At 59.5% G+C, this 25,049-nt stretch carries 18 protein-coding genes; 9 read left to right on the top strand and 9 right to left on the bottom strand.

Annotated elements, in window-relative coordinates; translation table 11 throughout:
* Positions 1-257: 257 nt before the first annotated feature.
* Complete coding sequence (speA, locus tag NYE85_RS08485; protein WP_259004300.1) at positions 258-2,234, bottom strand: biosynthetic arginine decarboxylase; 1,977 nt, start codon at positions 2,232-2,234, stop codon at positions 258-260.
* Positions 2,235-3,126: 892 nt separating this feature from the next.
* Between speA and metK the strand changes: the two genes are divergently transcribed.
* Positions 3,127-4,281, top strand: coding sequence for a methionine adenosyltransferase (gene metK, locus NYE85_RS08480; RefSeq protein WP_259004299.1), 1,155 nt, complete (start codon positions 3,127-3,129; stop codon positions 4,279-4,281).
* 177 nt (positions 4,282-4,458) lie between these two features.
* On the opposite strand, the gene fhuB is transcribed toward metK, so the two are convergent.
* The 6 genes from fhuB to hrpB form a co-directional block, all read right to left on the bottom strand.
* Positions 4,459-6,447, bottom strand: a complete 1,989-nt coding sequence (gene fhuB / locus NYE85_RS08475; protein ID WP_259004298.1) for a Fe(3+)-hydroxamate ABC transporter permease FhuB — start codon at positions 6,445-6,447, stop codon at positions 4,459-4,461.
* Positions 6,444-7,340, bottom strand: a complete 897-nt coding sequence (gene fhuD / locus NYE85_RS08470; protein ID WP_259004297.1) for a Fe(3+)-hydroxamate ABC transporter substrate-binding protein FhuD — start codon at positions 7,338-7,340, stop codon at positions 6,444-6,446. The genes fhuB and fhuD overlap by 4 nt, the downstream gene beginning before the upstream one ends.
* Positions 7,340-8,137 (bottom strand): Fe3+-hydroxamate ABC transporter ATP-binding protein FhuC, encoded by a 798-nt coding sequence (gene fhuC, locus NYE85_RS08465; protein WP_259004296.1) that lies wholly within the window; start codon positions 8,135-8,137, stop codon positions 7,340-7,342. The genes fhuD and fhuC overlap by 1 nt, the downstream gene beginning before the upstream one ends.
* Positions 8,138-8,187: 50 nt before the next feature.
* Positions 8,188-10,386, bottom strand: a complete 2,199-nt coding sequence (fhuA, locus tag NYE85_RS08460) for a ferrichrome porin FhuA (RefSeq protein WP_259004295.1) — start codon at positions 10,384-10,386, stop codon at positions 8,188-8,190.
* Between the two features lie 254 nt (positions 10,387-10,640).
* Positions 10,641-13,145, bottom strand: a complete 2,505-nt coding sequence (gene mrcB, locus NYE85_RS08455) for a bifunctional glycosyl transferase/transpeptidase (protein WP_259004294.1) — start codon at positions 13,143-13,145, stop codon at positions 10,641-10,643.
* A gap of 173 nt (positions 13,146-13,318) precedes the next feature.
* Positions 13,319-15,757 (bottom strand): ATP-dependent helicase HrpB, encoded by a 2,439-nt coding sequence (hrpB, locus tag NYE85_RS08450; RefSeq protein ID WP_259004293.1) that lies wholly within the window; start codon positions 15,755-15,757, stop codon positions 13,319-13,321.
* Positions 15,758-15,829: 72 nt separating this feature from the next.
* Between hrpB and thpR the strand changes: the two genes are divergently transcribed.
* The 6 genes from thpR (at position 15,830) to folK (ending at position 21,062) form a co-directional block, all read left to right on the top strand.
* On the top strand, positions 15,830-16,357 hold the full coding sequence (gene thpR / locus NYE85_RS08445) for an RNA 2',3'-cyclic phosphodiesterase (protein ID WP_259004292.1): 528 nt from the start codon (positions 15,830-15,832) through the stop codon (positions 16,355-16,357).
* A 12-nt stretch (positions 16,358-16,369) separates the two neighbouring features.
* Complete coding sequence (gene sfsA / locus NYE85_RS08440) at positions 16,370-17,077, top strand: DNA/RNA nuclease SfsA (protein ID WP_259004291.1); 708 nt, start codon at positions 16,370-16,372, stop codon at positions 17,075-17,077.
* A gap of 182 nt (positions 17,078-17,259) precedes the next feature.
* A complete protein-coding gene (dksA, locus tag NYE85_RS08435; RefSeq protein ID WP_004958885.1) occupies positions 17,260-17,715 on the top strand; it encodes an RNA polymerase-binding protein DksA in 456 nt (151 codons plus the stop codon).
* 73 nt (positions 17,716-17,788) lie between these two features.
* Entirely contained in the window at positions 17,789-18,700 is a 912-nt protein-coding gene (gene gluQRS / locus NYE85_RS08430; RefSeq protein ID WP_259004290.1) for a tRNA glutamyl-Q(34) synthetase GluQRS, read from the top strand.
* A gap of 441 nt (positions 18,701-19,141) precedes the next feature.
* The gene (gene pcnB / locus NYE85_RS08425) at positions 19,142-20,458 is read left to right on the top strand and encodes a polynucleotide adenylyltransferase PcnB (protein ID WP_259004325.1); all 1,317 of its coding nucleotides are present in this window, start codon (positions 19,142-19,144) and stop codon (positions 20,456-20,458) included.
* Positions 20,459-20,558: 100 nt separating this feature from the next.
* Positions 20,559-21,062: a 2-amino-4-hydroxy-6-hydroxymethyldihydropteridine diphosphokinase gene (gene folK / locus NYE85_RS08420; protein WP_259004289.1), complete on the top strand. Its 504-nt coding sequence runs from the start codon at positions 20,559-20,561 to the stop codon at positions 21,060-21,062.
* Between the two features lie 33 nt (positions 21,063-21,095).
* On the opposite strand, the gene qseC is transcribed toward folK, so the two are convergent.
* Both qseC and qseB read right to left on the bottom strand, forming a co-directional pair.
* Positions 21,096-22,454 (bottom strand): quorum sensing histidine kinase QseC, encoded by a 1,359-nt coding sequence (qseC, locus tag NYE85_RS08415; protein WP_259004288.1) that lies wholly within the window; start codon positions 22,452-22,454, stop codon positions 21,096-21,098.
* Entirely contained in the window at positions 22,451-23,113 is a 663-nt protein-coding gene (qseB, locus tag NYE85_RS08410; RefSeq protein ID WP_259004287.1) for a quorum sensing response regulator transcription factor QseB, read from the bottom strand. Before qseB ends, qseC begins: the two co-directional genes overlap by 4 nt.
* 165 nt (positions 23,114-23,278) lie before the next feature.
* Between qseB and panB the strand changes: the two genes are divergently transcribed.
* On the top strand, positions 23,279-24,073 hold the full coding sequence (gene panB / locus NYE85_RS08405) for a 3-methyl-2-oxobutanoate hydroxymethyltransferase (protein WP_259004286.1): 795 nt from the start codon (positions 23,279-23,281) through the stop codon (positions 24,071-24,073).
* Between the two features lie 22 nt (positions 24,074-24,095).
* Positions 24,096-24,950 carry a pantoate--beta-alanine ligase gene (gene panC / locus NYE85_RS08400; RefSeq protein ID WP_259004285.1) on the top strand — a complete coding sequence of 285 codons (855 nt, stop codon included), beginning with the start codon at positions 24,096-24,098 and terminating at the stop codon, positions 24,948-24,950.
* Positions 24,951-25,049: the final 99 nt, after the last annotated feature.

Here is a 25,049-nt window from a genome sequence, read left to right as displayed (position 1 = left end):
ATTTTAATGACCTTGAAATTAAGGAATATACCTACTTTTCATTAACCCTGCTGTCAGTATTAAACAATCGAGTTTATGTCAATAAAATATGAGTTAGAGAAGCTGAGAACGTCGCGAGTTACTCGAGTTTGGCCAACGGTAAATGTACTGTTTATATTTTCAGAGAGAAGATCAAATCCAACCATTAACCGGTAAAAATGCCAGTCAGCGGAGTGACTGGCATGTTCCCCTGGCAAGCCTATGCAGCGCCTGAACGATTATTCATCTTCAAGATAGGTATAACCGTACAGCCCGGCTTCAAACTCTTCCAGGAACTGCGCTTGCAGCCCGTCGTCCAGATCGGTTTCCTTGACCTGATCGCGGAACTTGGCCAGTAGCGCAATAGGATCCAGCTGCACATATTCCAGCATGTCCGCCACCGTATCGCCTTCGTCAGACAACTCGGTTTCAATGGTGCCGTCCGGGAAGACATAGACGTCAACCGATGCCGTATCACCAAACAGGTTATGCATATTGCCCAGGATTTCCTGATAGGCACCGACCATAAAGAAGCCCAGCACCGGCGGGTTTTCCGGATCGTACGGCGGCATCGGCATGGTGGTCGCGACGCCATCGCCGTCGACGTAATGATCGATGGTACCGTCGGAGTCACAGGTAATATCCAGCAGCACCGCTCGGCCTTCCGGCGGCTTGTCCAGCCCTTCCAGCGGCAGTACCGGGAACAGCTGATCGATCCCCCAGGCGTCTGGCATTGACTGGAACAGCGAGAAGTTGACGTAAAACTTGTCCGCCATGCGTTCTTGCAGTTCATCGATGATCGGGCGATGTGCGCGGTTGCTCGGATCGAGCTGCTGCTGGATCTTGTTGCAGATGTTCAGGTACAGCTGTTCCGCCCAGGCACGCTTGGTCAGATCCAGCATGCCGTGCGCGTACTGGGTATGCACATCGTGCAGATCCATCTGGCTGTCGTGCAGCCATTCACGCAGCGAACGGCGGTTTTCCGGCTCGTTCATTTCCAGCCAGGTTTCCCACATGCTTTCCAGCGCACGCGGCGCGTCTTCTGCCGGCGGATGAGGCTCGCCGAATTCGTTGCGTTCCACGCCGATCACGTTGGATACCAGCACCGTGTGGTGGGCGGTGACCGCACGGCCGGATTCGGTGATCACCGTCGGGTGTGGCAAGCCGTGCTCGTTACAGGCGTCGCCGATACCCCAGATGACGTTGTTGGCGTATTCGTTCAGACCGTAGTTCACCGAACAGTCAGACTGGGAGCGCGTGCCTTCATAATCGACCCCCAGACCGCCGCCCACGTCGAAGCACTGGATGTTGACGCCCAGTTTGTGCAGTTCGACGTAGAAACGCGCTGATTCACGCACGCCGGTCGCGATATCGCGAATGTTGGCCAATTGCGACCCCAGGTGGAAGTGCAGCAATTGCAGGCTGTCGAGGCGACCCGCCTCACGCAGCGTTTCCACCAGTTTCAATACCTGCACCGCCGCCAAACCGAACTTGGACTTTTCGCCACCGCTGGACTGCCATTTGCCGGAGCCCTGCGACGCCAGACGCGCACGCACGCCCAGGCGCGGCACCACGTTCAGCCGCTCGGCCTCTTCCAGCACCAGGTTGATTTCCGACATCTTTTCAATCACCAGGTACACTTTGTGCCCCAGCTTTTCACCGATCAGCGCCAGACGAATATATTCACGGTCTTTATAACCGTTACAGACAATCACCGAGCGAGTCATGCCCGCATGTGCCAGCACCGCCATCAGCTCGGCTTTGGAACCGGCCTCCAGCCCCAGCGGCTCGCCGGAGTTAACCAGCGATTCAATCACCCGGCGGTGTTGGTTCACCTTGATCGGATAAACCAGGAAGTAGCCACCCTCGTAGCCAAACGATTCACGCGCGCGTTTGAACGCCGCGTTAATCGAACGCAGACGGTGCTGCAAAATCTGTGGGAAGCAGAACAGTGCCGGCAGGCGCTGCCCCTCTTTCTGCCGCTCCTTCACCAGTTCGGCAAGATCGACGCGCGCCTGCGGGACGTCCGGATCGGGGCACACGCTGATGTGGCCAAGCTCGTTGACGTCATAATAGTTGTTGCCCCAGTAGGCGACATTATAAGTACGCAGCATCTTGCTGGCATTACGATCATTCATGGCAACCTCCTGCATGGAGCGCAAAGAAATAGATTCGTCCGCAACCGGCGGACGGTGTTTCAGCAGATCATCAGACATTACTCGCCTCACTTCCGGTACTGACGATATAGTCAGCCACTATCGCAGCTACATCCCGCGAGAACAACCCGACAAACCGCCTTTGCGGCAGTGAATTACCCTGCCGTTCGCCGGTAGCGATCGGTTTATTACTCATATAATTGTAAGACACCCTGTTCAAACCTCGTGAATCGGGTCAAGAAACATCCCACAGGAAGGCTGTAGGCTACCCTTGTTCAGTTCGTCAGACGACCGTTAGCCGGCCCGAGAATCCTGAGTAGCGCCCAGATGCGTGTAACATCGGGTTGATGGTGTAGAGACAAAACGGAAGATAGCAGAAGAATTGGCGCCAGAACGGCACTGCTGTTGAGAACCAACAACCGGTAGACAACGGATCATTAATCCAACCACCTCCACGCGCGTCGCTCATGATGAACGACCCAGCCTCTATATATAGTGAACGAACGTGACCGTTCGATGAAGCGGCGGCGTCGCAGCGACGCCTACGGTTGGTCAGGTTGCCACAGCCGGCAGACACGGGAACTGACAACCTCTCCCGCCGCGTACTGTGCACCAAATGAACCGCGCGCGCAGTTTATACCGGTAACCGGGGCAAAATGCAAAATGAAAATTGGCCGACAACTGTTTCAAGCGATGAAAATGGCGTCACCTGGCTTGAGTAAAAGAGCGATGCGGCAAAAAAATACTGGCAATCCGGCTAAAGCATAACCTAAAATAGACGTCCAGATGTTAATCCATCTATACTGGTTAACCGACAAGCTGCTTAACGGCTTTGCCAGAGGGGCGTTGCAGGATGCATCTCGCGCCATCCGCGGAGACCCTTCGCCTGGTGCCCGGATCTCCAGCGCTGTGCAGTAATTTCCAACCCGTCTTATGCAAGGTAAAGAATACAATGGCTAAACACCTTTTCACGTCAGAATCCGTTTCTGAAGGTCATCCTGATAAAATCGCCGACCAGATCTCCGATGCGGTTCTTGACGCTATCCTGGAACAGGATCCAAAAGCTCGCGTAGCCTGCGAAACATACGTAAAAACCGGCATGGTACTGGTCGGTGGCGAAATTACCACCAGCGCTTGGGTCGATATCGAAGAGATCACCCGCAAGACCGTACGTGAGATCGGCTATGTTCATTCAGACATGGGTTTTGACGCCAACTCCTGCGCCGTACTGAGCGCTATCGGCAAGCAGTCGCCAGACATCAACCAGGGCGTTGACCGTACCGATCCGCTGGAACAGGGCGCCGGCGATCAGGGCCTGATGTTTGGTTACGCCACCAACGAAACCGACGTGCTGATGCCCGCCCCCGTGACTTACGCGCACCGTTTGGTACAGCGCCAGTCCGAAGTGCGTAAAAACGGTATCCTGCCGTGGCTGCGCCCGGACGCCAAAAGCCAGGTTACCTTCCAGTATGACGACGGCAAGATCGTCGGCATCGATGCGGTGGTGCTGTCTACCCAGCACGCCGAAGACATCGCGCTGAAAGACCTGCAAGAAGCGGTGATGGAAGAAATCATCAAGCCGGTACTGCCAGCAGAGTGGCTGAGCGCCACCACCAAATTCCACATCAACCCAACCGGCCGTTTCGTCATCGGTGGTCCAATGGGCGACTGCGGCCTGACCGGGCGTAAGATCATCGTTGATACCTACGGCGGCATGGCACGCCACGGCGGCGGTGCGTTCTCCGGTAAGGATCCGTCCAAGGTTGACCGTTCAGCCGCCTATGCGGCGCGTTATGTTGCCAAAAACATCGTGGCCGCCGGCCTGGCCGACCGCTGTGAGATCCAGGTTTCCTACGCGATTGGCGTGGCGGAACCGACCTCCATCATGGTGGAAACCTTTGGTACCGAGAAAGTGCCAACCGAGCAGTTGACGCTGCTGGTGCGCGAATTCTTCGATCTGCGCCCATACGGCCTGATTCAGATGATGGATCTGTTGCAGCCGATCTATCGCGAAACCGCCGCCTACGGCCACTTTGGCCGTGAGCACTTCCCATGGGAAGCGACCGACAAAGCCGCACTGCTGCGGGACGCTGCCGGCCTGAAATAAGCCCCGGCATCAACATGAAAACGGCAAGCCTTGGCTTGCCGTTTTTTTTGAACGGAGGGATGCTCATGGAGCAACGCGTCGACAGCCGGCCAACGGAGGCAATCCCCCCGCCGCCGCCGGATTGCCTTACCGCCCGGATTGGTAAGCCAATGGCGGAGAGTACCGCGGGGGCTCGGCTTACGACGTCTGTTTGCGCAGCAGATACACGAAGTACGGCGCGCCAATAAACGTCGCCAGCAACCCGGCCGGGATCTGATTCGGGAACATCACCATGCGGCCGCACCAATCGGCAAACATCATCAGCAGGCCGCCCAACATTGCTGCGATCAGCATCTGCGGCAGCGCGCGGCGGAATCCCAGCATGCGCGCCATATGCGGCGCCATCAGGCCGACAAAGCTCAGCGGCCCCACGGTCAGCGTCGCCATGGCGGTCAGCGTCGCCGCCAGCAGCAGAATGCTCAGCCGCACCGGCGTCAGCGCAATGCCGACCGAACGTGCGGTGGCGCTCCCCAGCGGCAGAATGGTCAACCAACGACGGCACAGCGGTGCCAAGAGCACCAGCAGTGCCGCAATCACCGCCGTGCGCACCGCCTGCGGCGCCGTCACCGAATAGGTCGAACCGGAAATCCAGGTCAACAGGCCGCCCATACGTGGATCGCCGCTGGCAAGCAGCAGGTAGATGGTGGTGGTGAACGCGGTGCTGAGCGCGATACCCGCCAGCAGCATGCGCTCGGTCGAGAAACCACCACGCCCGGCGGCGATCATGATGATAAGCAGCGTGACCGCCGCGCCGAGGCTGCCCGCCGGTAACAGCCAGACAAAGGCATCGCCCGGCACCAGGAACAGCATCACCACCACGCCAAACGCCGCACCGGAACTGATCCCCAGCACTTCCGGGCTGGCCATCGGGTTACCGGTCAGTTTCTGGATCAGCGTGCCTGCTACCGCCAGCATCATGCCGGCCGCCAGCGCCGACAATACCCGTGGCCAACGCCAGGGCAGCAAAGCCTCGAACTCCGCGCCGTGGCTCCAGTGCCAGCCAGCGGCATTCTGGCCAAACATCAGCGCCACCGCCAGCCCGGCCAGCAACAGTACGCTGCCCAGCAGCAACCACAGCAGCAGATGGCGACGCTCGGCCGGAACACGATCGCCGAGATTCATCGGCGGCGGCGTTGCGGCGCTGCGCAGACGAGGCAACAGCCACAGCAGTAACGGTGCACCGATCAGTGCCGTAGCGGCACCGGTAGGAATTTCACGCCACACCTGAGTCAACCATATCATCGCCTGATCGGTCAGCCACAGCAGCATAGCCCCCAGCAGCGGAGCCAGTAACATACGGTGAGCCAGACGCCGCGCGCCGAGCATCTTCGCCATCAGCGGCGCAAACAGACCGATAAAGCCAATCACACCCACCGCGTTGACCAGCATGGCGCTGAAGACAATCGCCAACGCCAGCGCGCAGAAACGCGACAGCGCCAGACCCAGCCCCAGATTGCGCGCTACACCGTCATCCAGCCCCAGCAGCGTCAGCGGCCGGATCAGCAACGCCGCCAGCAACGCAACCATCAGCAGCCGCGGCCAAATGAACTGCACCGCGCTCCAATCCTGCTGATTGAGAGAACCGGTACTCCACATAAACAGCCCTTGCAGCTGTTCATAATTGAACAGTGCCAGCAGGCTGCTGACCGCGCCGCAGTACAGCCCCAGTACCAACCCGGCCAGAATCAGCGTCACCGGAGACATGCGCTTGCCCCAGGCCACGCCGAACACCAGTCCACCGACCACGATGGCGCCCGCCATCGCCGCCAGTTGCCGGGTCAGTTCGCCGCCCGGCAGCATCCACAGCGTCGCGATGGTCAGGCCCAACTGGGCGCCCGCAGACACCCCGAGCGTCGCCGGTTCAGCCAGCGGGTTACGCAATACCTGTTGGAACAGTACTCCCACCAGCCCCAGCCCTGCCCCCGCCAGCAGCGAAACGACAAGACGCGGTAACAGACTATAATGAAACACCATTTGCCGCACATCGTCGATATCCGGTGCGCTCAGCGCCTGTGGCCACAGCGCCGTCGGCAACTGCTGCATCAGGTTGTAGAGGGTCAGGCCGCCTGCCACTGCCAACAGCAGCAATATCAACGTAACCGGCATCAGACGGAGTCGCGCGCTCATCGCTTGCCCCCCTGCGCCTGTTCCAGCAGACGACAAAAGCGCATCGCCGACAGCGTCGCGCCATAAAACCATACCGCCGGCACCTTGCGCAGCTGCCGCTGGCGTACAAACGGCAACGCCTGCCATAACGGCGTCGCACTAACCTGCTCCAACATCGCCTGATTTCCATGATCGAGATAAATCGCCCGCGCGTTTTTCACCGCGGCCAGCCGTTCAATCCCCACCACCGCCGACCCCCAGAAATTGGTTTCGCCCTGCCAGGCGTTGGCGATGCCGAGTTGGTCCATCACTTCCTGAAACAGGCTTTGCTGACCGATGATCAACGCATGACGGGCATCCACCAGCGAAAACAGCAGCAGCGGCTGCGTGGTATACCCCTGCAACCGCCGACGCGCATCGCCGATAAAGGCATCGAACTGCATCAGGTGCCGTTGCGCACGCGTCTCCAACCCTAGCCGTTGCGCCAACTGCCGCAGCGACTGCCGGGCCACCGTCAGTGGTTTGCCGCTGCCGTCGTTGAAATTGAATGCCATGCCTGGCGCGATCGGTGCCAATTGTTGTGGCGAGGGGCCATAACCTTGTGACAGCAGCAACAGCGACGGTTGCAATTGTTGCAGCAGCTCCAGATTCGGTTCGGTGCGCTGACCCACGTCAATCACCGACGCCGGTAACGCCGGCTCATTGACCCACAGGTTGTAATTGTAAATGTCGGCCACCGCCATAGGCGTAACGCCCAGCGCCATCAGCAGTTCGGTGGGCAGCCATTCCAGCGCGACAATGCGCGACAGGTCCGGCAACGCGGCCGCGCGGCCCGGCAGGGAATACAGCAACGGCGCCGCTGCCATCGCCGCCAGCAGGCGGCGTCGGACAGGATCATGAGGAAAATGACGCATCAGTAGACAAAGCTCACCGGCGCGCCGCCGCTTGGGTGCGGCAGCGTGCCCATTGGAATACCGTAGATTTGCTCCAGCACCGGCCCCTGCATCAACTCCAGCGGAGCGCCCTGCGCAATGACCTCGCCGCTACGCAACGCCACCAGGCTATCGCAATAACGCGCGGCCATATTGATGTCGTGCAGTACCGCAATCACCGTCAGGCCACGCTGCCGGCTCAGGCGCTGGATCAACGCCAATACCTCGACCTGATGCGCGATATCCAGTGCGGAGGTCGGTTCATCCAGCAGCAGGCAGCGGCTATCCTGCGCCACCATCATTGCCAGCCAGGCACGTTGCCGCTCGCCGCCGGACAAACTGTCCACCAGCCGCGCAGCAAAGGGCTTCAGCCCCACCAACGCAATGGCTTCTTCGACATGCTGACGATCGGCGGCAGAAAAACGCCCCAGCGCGCCATGCCATGGATAGCGGCCAATCGCTACCAGCTCGCGCACCGTCATCCCTTCCGCGGCCGGCAATTGCTGCGGCAGATAGGCTACCTGGCGCGCAAACGCCTTGCTGTCCCACTGCGGCAGCGGCTTCTGGTTAAGCAACGCCTGGCCGCCGGTTGGCTGATGATGACGACCAAGGATTTTCAGCAAGGTGGATTTACCGGAGCCATTGTGACCGATCAGTCCGCAGACTTTCCCCTGGGGGAAGGACAGCGACAGCGGTTGCAGCAGTATGCGCCCGGGAACGGCAAAGCTCGCGTTGTCCAACGCGAACGTTGCGTCTTGAAGATGTTGTTTATCCTGCATAGGCCCTGTTTTCACCGCAGGGCAGCCTAGGCCCCCCTGCGGTTGTCCGGTTAGAAGCGGAAGGTTGCGGTAGCGACCACCTGACGTTCTGCGCCCCAGTAGCAACCATAGGTGGCAAAGCAGCTGGAGACGTATTCCTTGTCAAACACATTGTTGATGTTAATGGCGATGGAAGAGCCCGGCAGGTTGAAGCGCGTCAGATCGTACTTCACCGCCGCGTCAAACACCGTGTAGTCTTTCACTTTAAAGCTGTTGGCCTCATCGCCGTAGCTGGAACCGACGTAGCGCACCCCGGACCCCAGGGTCAGGCCGCTGAGCGCCGTTTCGTAGAAGGTGTAATCCGCCCACAGCGACGCCATGTGCTTGGGCATGGCTGCCGGGGCATTACCCTGCAGGGTGGTATCTTTGGTGTATTCGGCATCGGTATAGGTATACGAACCCAGCAGGTTGACATTGGCGGTCAGCGCCGCCTTGGCCTCCAGCTCTACGCCGCGCGAGCGGATTTCGCCCCCCTGCTTGGTAAAGCCGGGGTGATCGGTATCGGCCACCTTGTTGTTGGTTTTGGTCAACTGATAAATCGCCATGCTGGCGGTGATCGGACGATCTGCCGGCGCATACTTCACGCCGGCTTCATACTGCCGGCCTTTGGATGCAGAGAACACGTTGCCAGCAATATCGGCACCGGAGGTCGGCTCGAAGGATTCGCTGTAGCTGAGGTAAGGCGCAACGCCGTTATCAAATACATAATTCAGACCGGCACGTCCGGTGAACTGATTATCCTTTTGTCGGGATACCGAATCGCCGTCCAAACGGTTGGTGCTGTTGGTGTCGCTCCAGTCATAACGGCCGCCCATGGTCAGCACCCAGTTATTCCACTCGGCCTGATCCTGAACATACAGGCCGGTCTGCTCCTGCCGATTAAGCTGGCTGGCGCCGCCGTTAATCGTGTAACTCTGGTTACCGTACTGCGGAGCAATGACGTTCAGACTGGACGCGCTGCCATACTGGTAAATCACGTCGTTACGCATGCGCATATAATCTACGCCCAGCAACAGGGTGTGATCGACGGCGCCGGTAGCGAACCTGGCCTGCGCCTGCGTATCCACCGCAAAGCTGGACAGGTGTTCCTTCGAGTTCATCACCCCGCGCGTCAGCTCGGCAGGGTTGCTGGCGCTGATGCCCGATCCATAGATAGAACGGTAATCGATGTCCATTTTGGAATAGCGCAGGTTTTGCCGCACGGTCCATACGTCGTTGAAGCCGTGCTCAAAGGCATAACCCAGCATCTGCTGCTTGCGCGAGATATTGTTGTAACCTGGCTCGCCGTCGTTGAAGCTGGTTGGCAGCTTGCCGTTGATACCGTTTTCAACCGTGCCTTCTTTTGGCAGCCAGCCGTAATAACCCACGCTCGGATCGTCCTGGAAGCTGCTGAGCAGCGTCAGCGAGGTGCGATCGTCCGGTCGCCAGGTAAAGGAAGGCGCAATGGCGTAGCGTTTACTCTTCTCTCCCACCTGCTGCTGATCTTCGTCGCGCGCCAGGCCGGTCAGGCGATACGAATAAACGCCGGCGTCATCCAGCGCACCGCCAAAGTCAAACCCGGTCTGGAACAGATTGTCGGTGCCCATCTTGAACTGGACTTCGCGCAGTTGCTCGGTAGTCGGGCGTTTGCTGACCAACGCCACCACCCCGCCCGGATTGCTTTTGCCGTACAGCACCGAAGACGGCCCGCGCAGCACTTCGGCACGCTCCAGGAAGTAGGGATCGATCTGAAAAATCGAATAGTTGTCATCCTGTAGCTTCAGGCCGTCCAGATACATATTGGTGCCGACCGAACTGAAGCCGCGAATGTTCACCGCATCATAGGCGGTAGAGGCGCCACGGTTGCCGACCATCACACCTGGCGTATAGGCCAGCGCGCTTTTTACCGTGTCCGGCTGGCGCATGTCCATCTCTTCACGTGTTACCACCGATACCGACTGTGGCGTTTTCACCAGCGGCGTATCGGTTTTGGTGCCGGTGGCGCTGTGCTTGGCGGCGTAGGTGCCTACCGGCCCCCAGGCGCTCTCCTGCGGCGCACTGCTGCTGCCCACCACGGTGAGCGTATCTTCCTTGCCGCTGCTGGCCGCGCTGTCGGCGGCCAAAGACGGCAGGCTGAAGGAGCCTAACGCAGCGGCAATGGCGAGCGCCGCACCGCGCACGGGAAATCGGCTGAACACAGCCTGGGATGAAGAAGGACGCTTGGTCGGCATGGTTTTTTCTCTGATGTCGGTGATAACGAATGTAAACGATAATAATTATTATAAGCGTCGCATTTTATGCAGAAGCGTAATTGAACTGCAAGCTGATTTCCGTTAAGGGAAACCAGTAACGATGCGCATTCGGCCCGATTAACCGGCGCTAAATATCCTGATGCCAAAAACAAAAAAGCCCGCAACCGAAAGCTGCGGGCTGAATAACAAAACAAGCGGATTCTTATAGGCTATTTTACATTTCTGCGGCTGAATTATTGGCCGAACATGTCCTTAATCCAGCCGGCAACGCCGTCGGCACCTTTCTGCTCGTTTTGCGGCTGCTGCTGTTCCTGCTGTTGCTGAATAGCTGCCTGGCTGGCCTGACACAGCCCGTCCGGGTTATCGGTCCATACCGGCAGAGTACGCCCACCGCCACCACAGATAAAGTTGCCGTCGCCGTCAATGTTCATCTGACTGATGCCCTCCGGTGGTTGCAGCATCAACGGCAGTGGTGTCTGGTTTTCCAGATAACGGCGGTACAGCGTCAGCGCGCCGTTGGCGCCGGTCAGCTTGGCCGGGCCGTTGTTGTCGCGCCCCACCCAGGCAATCGCCACCTCTTTACCGTCCACGCCGGCGAACCAGCTGTCACGCAGGTCGTTGGTGGTGCCGGTCTTGGCGGCCAGATGGTAATTCGGGAACTTCACCGACAGCGAGCGCGAAGTACCGCGCGCGACGCCCTGTTGCATCGCATACAGCGTCAGATAGGCCGCCTGTGCCGGCACCACGCGTTCCGCCTGCGGGAAACTCTGGTACAGCACGCTGCCATCTTCGGCGATCACCGAGCGCAGGGCAGACAGCGGCGCACGGTTACCGCCACTGGCGATGGTCTGATATTCCTGTGCCACTTCCATCGGCGTCAGGCCTATCGCCCCCAGCAGCATCGACGGCACCGGGTTGATTTCCGCCTTCGGAATGCCCAGACGTTGCAGCGTGGCGCTGATTTGGTCCAGCCCGACCGCCATCCCCAGATTTACCGTCGGTACGTTCAGCGAGTTGGCCAGCGCATCCACCAGCATCACCTTGCCGCGGAACCGGCGATCGTAGTTGTTTGGCTGCCATACGCTGCCGTTCGGCTGCTTGAGCGACAGTGGCGCATCCGCCAGCCAGGTGTTCAAACGGTACTTGTCCGGTTCAGACAGCGCGGTCAGATAGGTTGGCGGCTTGGCCAGAGAACCCACCAGACGGCGCGCCTGGATCGCACGGTTGAAGCCGGCATATTGCGGATCGGAGCCACCGACCATGGCGCGCACTTCGCCACTGAAGCGATCGACGATCACCATCGCCGCTTCCAGATCCTTGACGTTACGCGCGGCACGCAGCGCCGGCACGCCGGTTTCCACCGCTTTTTCCGCCGCATCCTGCGATACCGGATCGAGGGTGGTGAAGATCTTCACGCCCGACAGGTCGTTGACCTTGTCGCCCAGTTTGGCCTGCAATTCTTGACGCACCAATTGCATAAAGGCCGGTTGCGGGGTGATGACGCCGCCTTTCGGCTGCACGCCCAATGGACGCGCGCTGAGCATATTGTACAGCTCGGCATCGATAACTCCCTGGTTCTGCAGCAGTTTCAACACCAGGTTACGGCGTTCGAGCGCCAGTTTCGGGTTACGCCACGGGTTATACAGCGATGCCCCCTTCACCATGCCGACCAGCAACGCCTGCTGATCGAGGCTCAGCTCGTCGACCGGGCGACCGAAGTAATACAGACTGGCCAGCGGGAAACCACGAATCTGATCGCTGCCGCTCTGGCCGAGATATACCTCGTTCAGGTACAGCTCCAGAATGCGATCCTTGCTGTAACGGTAATCGACCAGCAACGCCATGTAGGCTTCGTTGGCCTTACGCCACAGCGAGCGCTCGTTGGTCAGGAACAGGTTTTTTACCAACTGTTGCGTCAGGGTACTGCCGCCCTGCACCGCACGGCCGGCGGTCAGGTTGGCCACCAGCGCCCGGCCAATGGAGTACGGACTGACGCCGCCATGCTCATAGAAGTGGCGGTCTTCGGTAGCGATTAACGTATCCACCAGCAGATCGGGGAAACCGCTGCGCGGCACAAACAGCCGCTGTTCACCGTTAGGTGATTGCAGCATGGTGATCAGCCGTGGATCCAGGCGGAAGAAACCGAAACTGCGCCGGTTTTCCATGTTTTCGATTTTGGCAAGCCGGTTGTTTTGGAAATCGAGACGCGCATGGATCTGGCCCTCCTTGCCATCCGGGAAGTCAAACGGACGACGCAGCATTTCGATGCTGTTGGCCTGTACGGTAAATTCCCCCGGACGCGTCATGCGACTCACCTGGCGGTACTGCATCCCCTCCAGCAGATCGACCATTTCCTTTTTGCTGTACGGCATGCCCGGTTCAAGGTTGACCATGCGGCCATAGACCGCCGCCGGCAGTTGCCAGACCTTGCCGTCAATGCGGCTGCGGATCTGTGAATCAAGGTATACGCCGTAAACCGCCAGCAATACGGCAAGCACCAGAATGATTTTAACCATCAGGCCAAGCCAACGGCGTTTTTTACGCGGTGGGGCAGCTTTTACCTTACGCGGCATGCGTTGCTCCTGGTCATCATAGTCTTCATCGTCATACTCATCCTGATAGTCATCTGCTTCAAAATCATCATAGTCGTCTCTGCGACGACGCTGCGGCTTGCGCGGCGCGCTGCGTTTCGGTTGCTTGCCTTTGCGCCCAATGGGTTCGCGGTCATCCCCAGCCATTGCCGTTGTTCTCCACGCTGAACGGCCCATGGCCGTAAATGAATCGCTTAATCTGTTCCTGCACCGGACGCCTGAACAGAAGAAACATCTGAATTCTATATCCTAAAACCGCGCCACTGCACCACGACTGGCGTCGAGCGCTGGCTGGATCGCCACCGCGACCATCAACCCGCCTATTGGTATTTCTTGGTACGCCGCGTCGGCGCAGCATTGGCCGGGTCGTCAGGCCATAGGTGCTTCGGGTAGCGCCCTTTCATCTCTTTTTGCACTTCGCGATAGGCGCCTTGCCAAAATGCCGCCAGATCGGCGGTAATTTGCAACGGTCGGTGCGCCGGAGAGAGTAACTCAAGCACCACCGCGATACGACCCTCAGCCAACATCGGGCTGCGTTGTTCGCCAAACATTTCCTGTAAACGCACCGGCAACAGCGGCGGCTTGTCGGCATCATAGCGGATCGGCAGGCGGCTGCCGGTCGGCACAGTGTAATGAGTGGGCAGCGCATTATCCAGCCGCTGCTTTTGCTGCCAGTCGAGCAGCCGCCCAAGAGCCTCGGTGAGATTGACCTGCTTTAGCCCGCGTAAATCCCGCACGCCGCCAAGTGAGGGCAGCAGCCAACGCTCAAGTGAATCCAACAGAGCCTCATCATCCACCGCCGGCCAGCCGGCTTCCGGCAGCCAGCGCTGTGCGCATTGCAAACGCATCCGCAGCTGCTCGGCTGCGGTATCCCAACCCAGCACCGCCAGCCCCTGTGTGCGTACCCACTCGATCAGCGCCTGTTGCAGCGCGTCGTCCGCCGGTTTTGCCAACGGTCGGGCTTTCAGCGTCAGGCGGCCAATCTGCTGGCGCTGCCAGGCACGCAGCGTGCCCTTTTCCTCATCCCACTCGACGGCGGTCTGCTGCTGTATCAACGTCGGCAACTGTGCGGCCAACGCCTCGATATCCACCGGCAGCGCCAACAGGATGCGTGCGTCGGGACTGTTGGCCCCCTGCAATAACGCTGGCGCAATCAGCCACGGCGTGCGCGACAAGGCCTCGTCCTGATCCATTGCAGCACCCATGCCGTTCGCCAACAGGTAGCGACCATCCTGTCCACGCCGTTGAGCAATGCGGTCGGCAAAGGCCTGCGCCAGCAAACGCGGCGCCAGCGCGGCATCCACCTGACCGGCGCGCCCCGGCAACCGCTGGGCAAGCTGGCGCGCGCGCCGTTGCCAATGCGGCTGCGGGCGACTCAGCCAGTAATCGATATCCATTGCACCCCCGCGCGGCGGCTCCTCCAACAGCGCCACCAACAGTGCCGCGGTCGCCAGCCCATCGGCACCTGATTGCGCGCCGGCATGCAGCATCGCCGCCAATCGTGGTTCACATCCCATCATCGCCATTTGCCGGCCTGCCGCAGTCAGTCTGCCGCCGTCGTCGGTAGCGCCAAGAGAATGCAGCAGGCGCCGTGCCGCCGCCAGAGAGGTTGCAGGTGGTGCATCAAGCCAGGTCAGTTGCCCGGGATCCACGCAGCCCCATTGCAGCAGTTCCAGCCAAAAGCCGCACAAATCGCTTTGTACGATTTCCGCCTCGGCATGTTCGGCGGCGCGCTCGCCCTGCTCCCTGGCAAACAGATGCCAGCAGATGCCCGGTTCCAGTCGGCCAGCTCGACCGGCTCGCTGAATCATTGACGCCTGACTGATACGCTGCGTCAGTAACCGTGTCAGACCGCTGCGCGGATCGTAACGCGCAACGCGCTCCAACCCGCAGTCGACCACCAGCCGGATACCTTCGATGGTCAGGCTGGTTTCGGCGATATTGGTCGCCAGTACCACCTTGCGTCGCCCGGCAGCGGCCGGCTGGATCGCCCGCTGTTGCTGTGCGAGCGGCAGTGCGCCGTACAGCGGGCAAAGATCGACATCGCTGGCAACGGCACCGCTGAGTCGCTCCTGTACGCGATTGATTTCCGCCACCCCCGGCAGGAACAGCAGCAGCGAGCCAGGCTGTTCAGCCAGCAGGCGCTTGACCGCTCCCGCTACGCCGTCTTCCAGCCGCTGGTGGCTGGCCAGAGAATGGTAATGGCGCTCCACCGGGAAACTGCGCCCTGCCGACACCACCACCGGAGCGTCCGGCAACAGTAGCGACAGGCGCGCATTGTCCAGCGTCGCCGACATCACCAGCAGCTTAAGATCGTCACGTAGCCCCTGTTGCACGTCGAGCAGCAGCGCCAGCGCCAAATCCGCCTGCAGGCTGCGCTCATGGAATTCATCGAGGATCACCAGCGAAACGCCCTGCAATTCGGCATCCTGCTGCAACATGCGGGTCAACACCCCTTCAGTCACCACCATCAGGCGGGTATCTGGCCCGCTGCGCGTTTCGGCACGCATGCTGTAGCCCACCGTAGCGCCCGGCTCTTCGCCCAGTTGCTGCGCCAGTCGGTAAGCGACGTTCTTTGCCGCCAGCCGGCGGGGCTCAAGCAGGACAATGCGCCCCGGCAATCCCGCTCGTGCCAGGATCTGCAACGGCAGCCAGGTCGATTTACCGGCCCCGGTTGGGGCGTGCAGCAGCACCTGCGGTGCGGTTTGCAATGCAGTGAGCAGTTCATCGACTATCGCGCTGACGGGCAATGAAGACACAGTCTCTCCGTGGTGGTTAACATTCAAAACCGGGCATTGTACAGTATGTTGCCTTCAATCAATGAGATCGTTATGTCCAGTAGCCGCCGCCTGTTCTTTGCCCTGAGCTTGCCCGTCGCCTTGCAACAGCCGGTGATTCGCTGGCGCGCCGAGGCGTTTCAGCCTGAAGACGGCCGCCCGGTGGCCGCCGCCAACCTGCATCTGACGCTGGCGTTTCTCGGCGACGTCAGCGCGCAGAAAGAAGCGGCGTTGAAGCAGCTGGCCGGGCGCATCAGTCAGCCGGGGTTCAGCATTACCCTGGACGATCTCGGCCATTGGCCACGACCTGGCGTAGTATGGCTCGGCTGCAAGCGCGCGCCGCGCGGGTTGCTGCAACTGGCCGATATGCTGCGCTCACAGGCGGCACGCAGCGGCTGTTACCAAAGCCCGCTGCCGTTCCATCCACATATTACGCTATTGCGCGCCGCGACGCGGCCGATAGCGCTGCCGCCATCGACCCCGGGCTGGGTGATGCCGGCCACGCAATTTTCCCTGTATCAATCGGTATTTGAACATGGCCGCACGCGCTATCAGCCGCTGGCGCACTGGCCGCTAAAATAAGCAGGAACATCCATGGAATTTACCCCGCCGCTGCAACCCGCCACGCTGATTAAACGTTACAAGCGCTTTCTGGCCGATGTGGTGACGCCGCAAGGCGATACCTTTACCCTGCACTGCGCCAATACCGGCGCCATGACCGGCTGCGCCACGCCCGGCGACACCGTGTGGTACTCCACCTCGACCAATGCCAAACGCAAGTATGCCCACAGCTGGGAGCTGACGCACACCCAACAGGGCGACTGGATCTGCGTCAATACCCTGCGTGCCAACGCGCTGGTACGCGAAGCCATTGAACGCAATTTAATCAGTGAATTATCCGGTTACAGTAACATGCTCGGCGAAGTAAAATACGGCGGTGAAAACAGTCGTATCGATTTGTTATTACAGGCAGAAAACCGCGTTAACTGCTATATTGAAGTCAAGTCGGTCACATTATTGCAACAGAAACGTGGTTACTTCCCTGATGCCGTCACGCTCAGAGGGCAGAAGCATTTACGCGAGTTGCAGAGCGTGGCTGCAAGCGGGCAGCGGGCGGTATTGTTTTTTGCCGTGTTACACAGCGGTATCGACCATGTCGCCCCCGCTCATCATATAGATGCGCATTATGCGTCACTGTTGGCTCAGGTTCGGCTGCAGGGTGTAGAAGTGGTTTGCTATGGGGCTAAATTATCACCTGACGGTATATATCTTGAAGATAAGTTACCGTTTTTTATCGATTAGCGATTCCGGGAACACCTATTTCGACAACCGGATACTGCGTCGCCAAATACGCCTTCCTTCACACGATTGTCAAGCAGGCGACAGGAATAATTGCCAACCTACTTCCCATCTGTTATTTATAGCGGCCTGTTTTTCCCCCGCATTGGGGATTCGATAGTGCGTGTGTATGTAGGAGAAGCAACATGCAAGAAGGGCAAAACCGTAAAACCTCGTCCTTGAGCATTCTCGCCATCGCTGGGGTGGAGCCGTACCAAGAGAAGCCGGGCGAAGAGTATATGAACGACGCCCAGCTGTCGCATTTTAAGCGCATTCTTGAAGCGTGGCGCAACCAGCTCAGGGACGAAGTAGACCGTACTGTATCGCATATGCAAGACGAAGCTGCCAACTTCCCGGACCCGGTCGACCGTGCCGCGCAGGAAGAAGAGTTCAGCCTTGAACTGCGTAACCGTGACCGTGAACGCAAACTGATCAAAAAGATCGAAAAAACGCTGAAGAAAGTAGAAGACGAAGATTTTGGCTTCTGCGAATCATGCGGCGTGGAGATCGGCATTCGACGCCTGGAAGCGCGCCCGACCGCCGATTTGTGCATCGACTGTAAGACACTGGCAGAAATCCGCGAAAAGCAGATGGCCGGTTAATACCGTTGTCAACGCTGGCGGCGCGTTTCACCACGCGCCGTTTTAAGCAACAGGGAACCCAACTTCCCAGGTTATGCAAGAACGTCATTATGTGGGGCGCTTCGCCCCCTCACCTTCCGGAGATTTGCATTTCGGCTCGCTGATTGCCGCTCTGGGAAGTTTTCTTCAGGCTCGCGCCCAACGCGGGCAGTGGCTGGTACGCATCGAAGATATCGATCCGCCGCGCGAAGTCGCGGGTGCCGCCGATCGTATCCTGGCCACGCTGGAACACTATGGTCTCCACTGGGACGGCCAGGTGGTTTATCAATCCCAACGTCACGACGCTTATCGCGCTACTCTGGACTGGCTACAGCAGCAGGGGCTCAGCTATTACTGCACCTGTACCCGCAGCCGCATCCAGCAGATTGGCGGGCTGTATGACGGCCATTGCCGCGACCGCCAGCTCGGCCCGCAAGGTGCCGCCATTCGCCTGCGGCAAAGCGCACCGGTTTACGCGTTTGACGATCGCCTGCAGGGTCACTTGCAGGCTGACCCCGCGCTGGCGCAGGAGGATTTTATCATCCGCCGACGCGACGGCCTGTTCGCCTATAATCTGGCGGTGGTAGTCGACGACCACTTCCAGGGCGTCAACGAAATCGTGCGCGGCGCGGATCTGATCGAACCTACGGTGCGGCAGATTGCGCTGTATCACCAGTTGCAGGCGCCGGTGCCGCGCTATGTACACCTGCCTTTGGCGCTCGGCGAACAGGGCCTCAAACTGTCCAAACAGAATCACGCGCCGGCGTTGCCGACTGGCGATCCGCGCCCGCTGTTGGTCGCTGCACTGAAATTTCTGCACCAGCCGCTGCCGGAAAACTGGCAAGATCTTGATCTGCCACTATTATTACGCTTTGCGATCGCCCATTGGCGCTTGGAAAACGTACCGCGTCGACAGGCAATAACCCTGGACGAAAACACAACGGCATTCTCAAAAGAGCCATGGTGAGCTATGATTAGCCGCTATTTTTTATATGCCCAATAGATTTCAAGGTGCAGCCAGGCAGCGATCGGCTGGCAAATCTGCCGCGAACAGCAGCAGCCGTGGCATGCCGCGCCTCTCGCAAGGGGAAAGCCCCACCGAGACAGGCCAGCGGGTAGCCGATGACGTTGCAGCTTGAAATATGCAGGGCAGCTCCATTTTTATCAGTCACTATCGAGGTGTACCATTTTTACCCGAGTAGCCAATTTCTGCCGTAAGGTACTAATCCGCGATGACAAGGTGGCTCGCGAAGCAGCGCCGGCCAACGATAAAAACGTAGTTCGCGAAGAAAGCGTTGTGGCAAACGAGTCCCCAGCGCCACAGGCCGACGGCGGCAGAGATCGGCCTGCCCGTCGCCCTGCGCGCAGCAAACGTCCACCCGTGCCCGCCAGCGAGGGAACGCGTCCAATGACGGTGATCCCACGTGAACAGCATTCCATTTCGCGCAAAGACATCAGCGAAAACGCGCTGAAGGTGCTCTACCGTCTGAACAAATCCGGTTATGAAGCCTACCTGGTCGGCGGCGGCGTGCGTGATTTGCTGCTCGGCAAAAAGCCGAAGGATTTTGACATCACCACCAGCGCCACACCGGAACAGGTACGCAAGCTGTTCCGCAACTGCCGTCTGGTGGGGCGCCGCTTCCGTCTGGCGCACGTGATGTTCGGGCCGGAAATCATCGAAGTCGCTACCTTCCGCGGCCATCATGAACCTAACCCGGAGCACGACAAGAACTCGTCCCAGCAGGCGCAAAACGGCATGCTGCTGCGCGACAACATTTTCGGTTCGATCGAAGAAGATGCCCAGCGTCGTGATTTCACCATCAACAGCCTGTATTACGGCGTGGCGGATTTCACCCTGCGTGACTACGTTGGCGGCATGCGCGATCTGCAACAGGGCGTGATTCGCCTGATTGGCGATCCGGAAACCCGCTATCGCGAAGACCCGGTACGCATGCTGCGCGCGGTGCGTTTCGCCGCCAAACTGGATATGTCCATCAGCAACGAAACGGCCGAGCCTATTCCGCGCCTGGCGTCGCTGCTGCATGAAATCCCGCCGGCCCGACTGTTTGAAGAATCCCTCAAGCTGCTGCAATCCGGCTACGGTCTCCCAACCTATCTGAAGCTGTGCGAATACCAGTTGTTCCAGCCACTGTTCCCGCTGATTGCGCGCAACTTTACGCCAAATCACGACACGCCAATGGAGCGTATGCTGGTGCAGGTGCTGAAAAACACCGATCACCGTTTGCAGAATGATATGCGCGTCAACCCGGCGTTCCTGTTTGCTGCTATGCTTTGGTATCCGTTGCTGGAACATGCGCAAAAGCTGGCGCAGGAAAGCGGTCTGGCGTATTACGATGCCTTTGCGCTGGCGATGAATGACGTACTGGACGAACAGTGTCGTTCACTGGCGATCCCAAAACGGATCACCACGCTGGTACGTGATATCTGGCAACTGCAACTGCGCCTGTCACGCCGCCAGGGCAAACGGGCGCATAAACTGATGGAACATCCCAAGTTCCGTGCCGCCTACGATCTGCTGGCACTGCGCGCGCAGGTGGAAAACAACCCGGAAATGCTGCGTCTGGCCGAATGGTGGGACGAATTCCAGGACGCCACCCCGGCACGTCAGAAAGCCATGTTAAGCACGCTGGGCGAAGATCCGGCGCCGCGACGCTCCCGTCAGCGCCGGCCACGCCGCAGAGCGCCACGCAAAGAAGGAGCATAATGATCTGCGTTGCTACTCGTCATACTTCACGCTGCGTCGACAGTGGCGCCTCTCGGGCACCTGGTGAATCAGGCGGTCGGGATTTTATCTGGTAACGCTGATGACGCAGCCTGAATTATTCAGAGTTTATATCGCGTTGGGCAGCAACCTGGCGCAGCCGCTGCAACAGGTGAATGCCGCCCTGGAGGCGTTGGCGCATATTCCTCGCACCCAGTTGATCGTTTGTTCCTCGTTTTACCGTACCAAACCACTGGGGCCGCAGAACCAGCCGGACTTCCTCAATGCGGTGGTGGCCGTTGACACCCGCCTGCCCGCCGAACAGTTGCTTGATCACACCCAGGCGATTGAACGCAATCAGGGACGCGTACGCAAGGACGAACGCTGGGGGCCGCGCACGCTCGATCTCGACATGCTGCTGTATGGCGATCGGATCATCAATACCGACCGCCTGACGGTGCCGCATTACGGTCTGAAAGAGCGTGAGTTCATGTTATATCCGCTGGCGGAAATCGCCCCGGACCTGATTCTGCCCGACGGTGAGCCGCTGGCCGACTGCCTGAAGCGCGTGCCGATGAACGGCATGCGGCTGTGGCATTCGGCATGATGCCGCAGACGTAATACGCCCCGGCACGTCACGCTAGAACAGCACCCTGGCGATAAATCCCCCTTCGCGCCGATTGGCGAAACCGATCCGTAGACCATGCAGATCGGCGATGCGCTGCACGATGGAAACCCCCAGTCCGCTGCCGGTCTGTTCCTGCCCCGGAGGTCGATAAAAGCGTTCCCCCAGACGAGCCAGATGCTGCGCCGTAACGCCGGGGCCATCGTCTTCGACCCGCAGTTCGGTAGCGTTCAATGTCACCGTGACTGCGCCGCCCGCCGGCGTGTAACGTAGCGCATTGTCCAGCAAATTTCTCACCAGCAGCGACAGCAACAATGCATCCCCCGAGCGCGGCGACGGCGCGCCCTGTGTCTGGTAGCGCAGCGTCACGCCCGCCTGGTGGGCATGATGTTCCTGTTCTGCCAGCGTCGCCGGCACCAGTTGTCCCCAGTCCACCGGAGCTTGCGCGTCAAGGTTCGGCAGCGCGTCCAACCGCGAGAGGGTCAGCAACTGATCCACCAGCCGCGTGGCCCGATCGATACTGACGGACAGATTTTCCACCGCCCGTTCACGCATCGCGACATCGTCGCCGGCCAACTGCACCACCTCGGTCTGCACGCGCAGTGCCGCCAGCGGACTGCGCAGCTCGTGCGCCGCGTCGGAGGTAAAGCGCCGTTCACGCAGCAGCATGGTATTGATCCGTGCAAACAGCGCGTTCAGCGCATCCACCAGCGGGCGCACTTCGGTCGGCACCCGCTGCGCGGCGATCGGCGTGGCATCGTCCGGGGCGCGCTGGCGTAAACCGGCAGCGACCGTGCGCAATGGCCGCAGCTCGCGGCCGACCATCAGCGCCATCAACAGCATCAAAATCGGCAGCGTTACCAGCCATGGTGTCAATTGCCCAGTTACCAGCGACAGCGCCATATCCTGCCGGTAATCCAGCTCCTGTCCGACCACAATGCGATGCTGGCGGTCGGGGCTGGTCAACCATACCAGCCGCCAGAGGTCGTCATCGTCCTTCAGTCGACCATTGACAAATCCTTGGCGTTGGCCGTCAAACGTCATATCGGCGCCGTTTTCGCCGTCATTGAGCAACATCTTGCCGTCACTGTCGAAAATGGCGAACGCCAGCGCATCATCTTCCTGATCGCCGCGTTTGCCATGGTTAACCAGCTTTTTGGTCTCCGGTAGGCTGCGAGTCGCCTGCTGCGCTGACAAATCGCCCAGATTGGCGGTCGCCAACCGTTTGGCAAACAGCATTTGCTGAGTGTCGAACAACTGGTCAATGTTATGGCGCGTAATGTTCCACGCCACCACGCTGGCGATGCACCAGGTCAGTAACGCCAGCAGGCTGAAGATAACGATCAGGCGTAACCGCAGGCTCAGGCGCTTCACTCGGCGTCTCCCAGCGTATAACCCACGCCATGCACGGTGCGGATCACGCCATTGCCCAACTTGCGTCGCAGGTGATGAATATGCACTTCCACTGCGTTGCTGCTGACCTCGTCGTCCCAGTTGTACAGTTTTTCCTGAATCAATGGGCGCGCCAGTACCCGCCCCTTGTTGTTGAGCAGCAGTTCAAGCACCGCCAGCTCGCGTGGCGTGAGGATCACCGGCGCACCGCCCAGGCTGACGCTGCGCGCCGCAGCGTCAAATACCAGCTTGCCGTGCACCAGTTGCGGCGTCAGTTGACCATGACGCCGCCGGATCAGCGCCTGCAACCGAGCGGCCACTTCCGCCAGCGCAAACGGTTTGCACAGATAATCGTCGGCGCCATTCTGCAAGCCGCTGACCCGCTGTTCCAGCGCATCGCGCGCGGTCAGGATCAGCACCGGTACGTCGTGCCCGGCCTGGCGCCACTCACGCAACAGATCGAGCCCATCGATGCCCGGCAGGCTGAGATCAAGGATCACCGCGTCGTAGGGGGCGCTGGTCAATGCCTGACGACCGGTAACGCCATCGGTGAACCAGTCCAGATTGAAGCCCAGTTTGGTCAACCCAACGTTGATGCCGTCGCCAATAATCTTATCGTCTTCAATCAACAGAATTCTCATGTGCGTCCTTTTCTGGTTTTGTTCGATTACATCACAAGGTTCTTAAGAACATCTTAACCACCGTTATCGTCGCTACCCACCCCCGGTGGGTTACAGTAGAATGACTGCACTTTTTTTGCAGCCAGCGCCGACACAGAACGCCCGGCGCCATTCAGGAGACCCGTGATGAAACCCACCACCGTGACCCATTTGCGCCAATGGAAACAGGAACAGCGCAAATTTGCGACACTGACCGCCTACGATGCCAGTTTTGCCCGGCTGTTTGAAGAACAGGGCATCAAACTGCTGCTGGTCGGCGACTCGCTGGGTATGACGCTGCAAGGACATGATTCTACACTGCCGGTTACCGTAGCCGACATCGCTTACCACACCCGCGCAGTGCGCCGCGGCGCACCAGCCTGCCTGCTGTTGGCCGATCTGCCGTTTATGGCTTACGCCACGCCGGAGCAGACCTTTGCCAACGCCGCCGAAGTGATGCGCGCCGGCGCCAATATGGTGAAAATCGAAGGCGGCAGCTGGCTGTGCGAGACGGTGAAAATGCTGACGGAGCGCGCGGTGCCGGTGTGCGGCCATCTGGGGCTGACGCCGCAGTCGGTTAACCTGTTCGGCGGCTACAAGGTACAAGGTCGTGACGAACTGGCCGCCAAACAGCTGCTAGAAGACGCGAAAAACCTTGAGTTTGCCGGTATTCAGCTACTGGTGCTGGAATGCGTACCAACCGAACTGGCGCGCAAGATCACCGCAGAGCTGAGCATTCCGGTGATCGGCATCGGCGCGGGCAACGGCACCGACGGCCAGATACTGGTGATGCATGACGCCTTTGGCATCACCGGCGGGCATACGCCGAAATTTGCCAAGAATTTCCTGGCGCAAAGCGGCGACTTGCGCAGTGCGGTGCAACACTATATTCAGGAAGTCGAACAGGGTATCTACCCTGCGGCAGAGCACTCTTTCAACTAAAAACAGCGCCTCGGGAGCCATTATGCTGATTATTCAAACCCTGCCATTGTTGCGCCAGCACATTCGGCGCTGGCGTCAGGAAGGCAAACGCATCGCGCTGGTGCCAACCATGGGCAACCTGCACGAAGGTCACATGACGCTGGTCGACGAAGCTCGCGCCCGCGGTGACGTGGTGGTGGTAAGCATTTTCGTCAATCCCATGCAGTTCGATCGGCCGGAAGATCTGACGCGTTACCCGCGCACCCTGCAGGAGGACTGCGAAAAGCTCAACCGCCGCAATGTCGATCTGGTGTTCTCACCGGCGCCGGCCGAAGTATATCCGCAAGGGCTCGAACAACAGACCTACGTTGACGTGCCGGGTATCTCCACCATGCTGGAAGGCGCCAGCCGCCCTGGCCATTTTCGTGGCGTGTCGACCATCGTCAGCAAACTGTTCAATCTGGTGCAACCGGATTTGGCCTGCTTCGGCGAAAAGGACTATCAGCAGTTGGCGCTGATCCGCAAGATGGTCGCCGATATGGGCTACGACATCGATATCGTTGGCGTGCCAACCGTGCGCGCCAAGGACGGTCTGGCGCTCAGTTCGCGTAACGGCTACCTGAGCGCGGAAGAGCGCAAGCTGGCGCCACAGCTCAGCAAGATCATGAACGCGCTGGCCGAGCAACTGGGCAATGGTGAACGTCAGGTTGACGTTCTGCTGGCGCAGGCCGCCGACCAGCTGCGCGCCGCCGGCTTTACGCCGGATGAACTGTTCATTCGCGATGCCGACAGCCTGCAACCGCTGAGCGTCGACAGCCAGCGCGCGGTGGTGCTGATGGCCGCCTGGCTGGGTAAGGCGCGCCTGATTGACAACCAGCAGGTAGATCTGACGCAATAGTTGTTTTTTGTACAATAGTCATCGATTCCCGCTCCAGAAAGTAGACAACCTGCGGGATATCGGTGACGATACCGGCGATCAATATTCAACCCAGCGCCT

Origin of the sequence: Serratia sp. AKBS12 (assembly GCF_024793895.1) — a bacterium.
Lineage (GTDB): Bacteria > Pseudomonadota > Gammaproteobacteria > Enterobacterales > Enterobacteriaceae > Serratia_F.
Note: the sequence above shows the minus strand (reverse complement) of the source record. Positions and strands in the feature narration are given on the sequence as shown.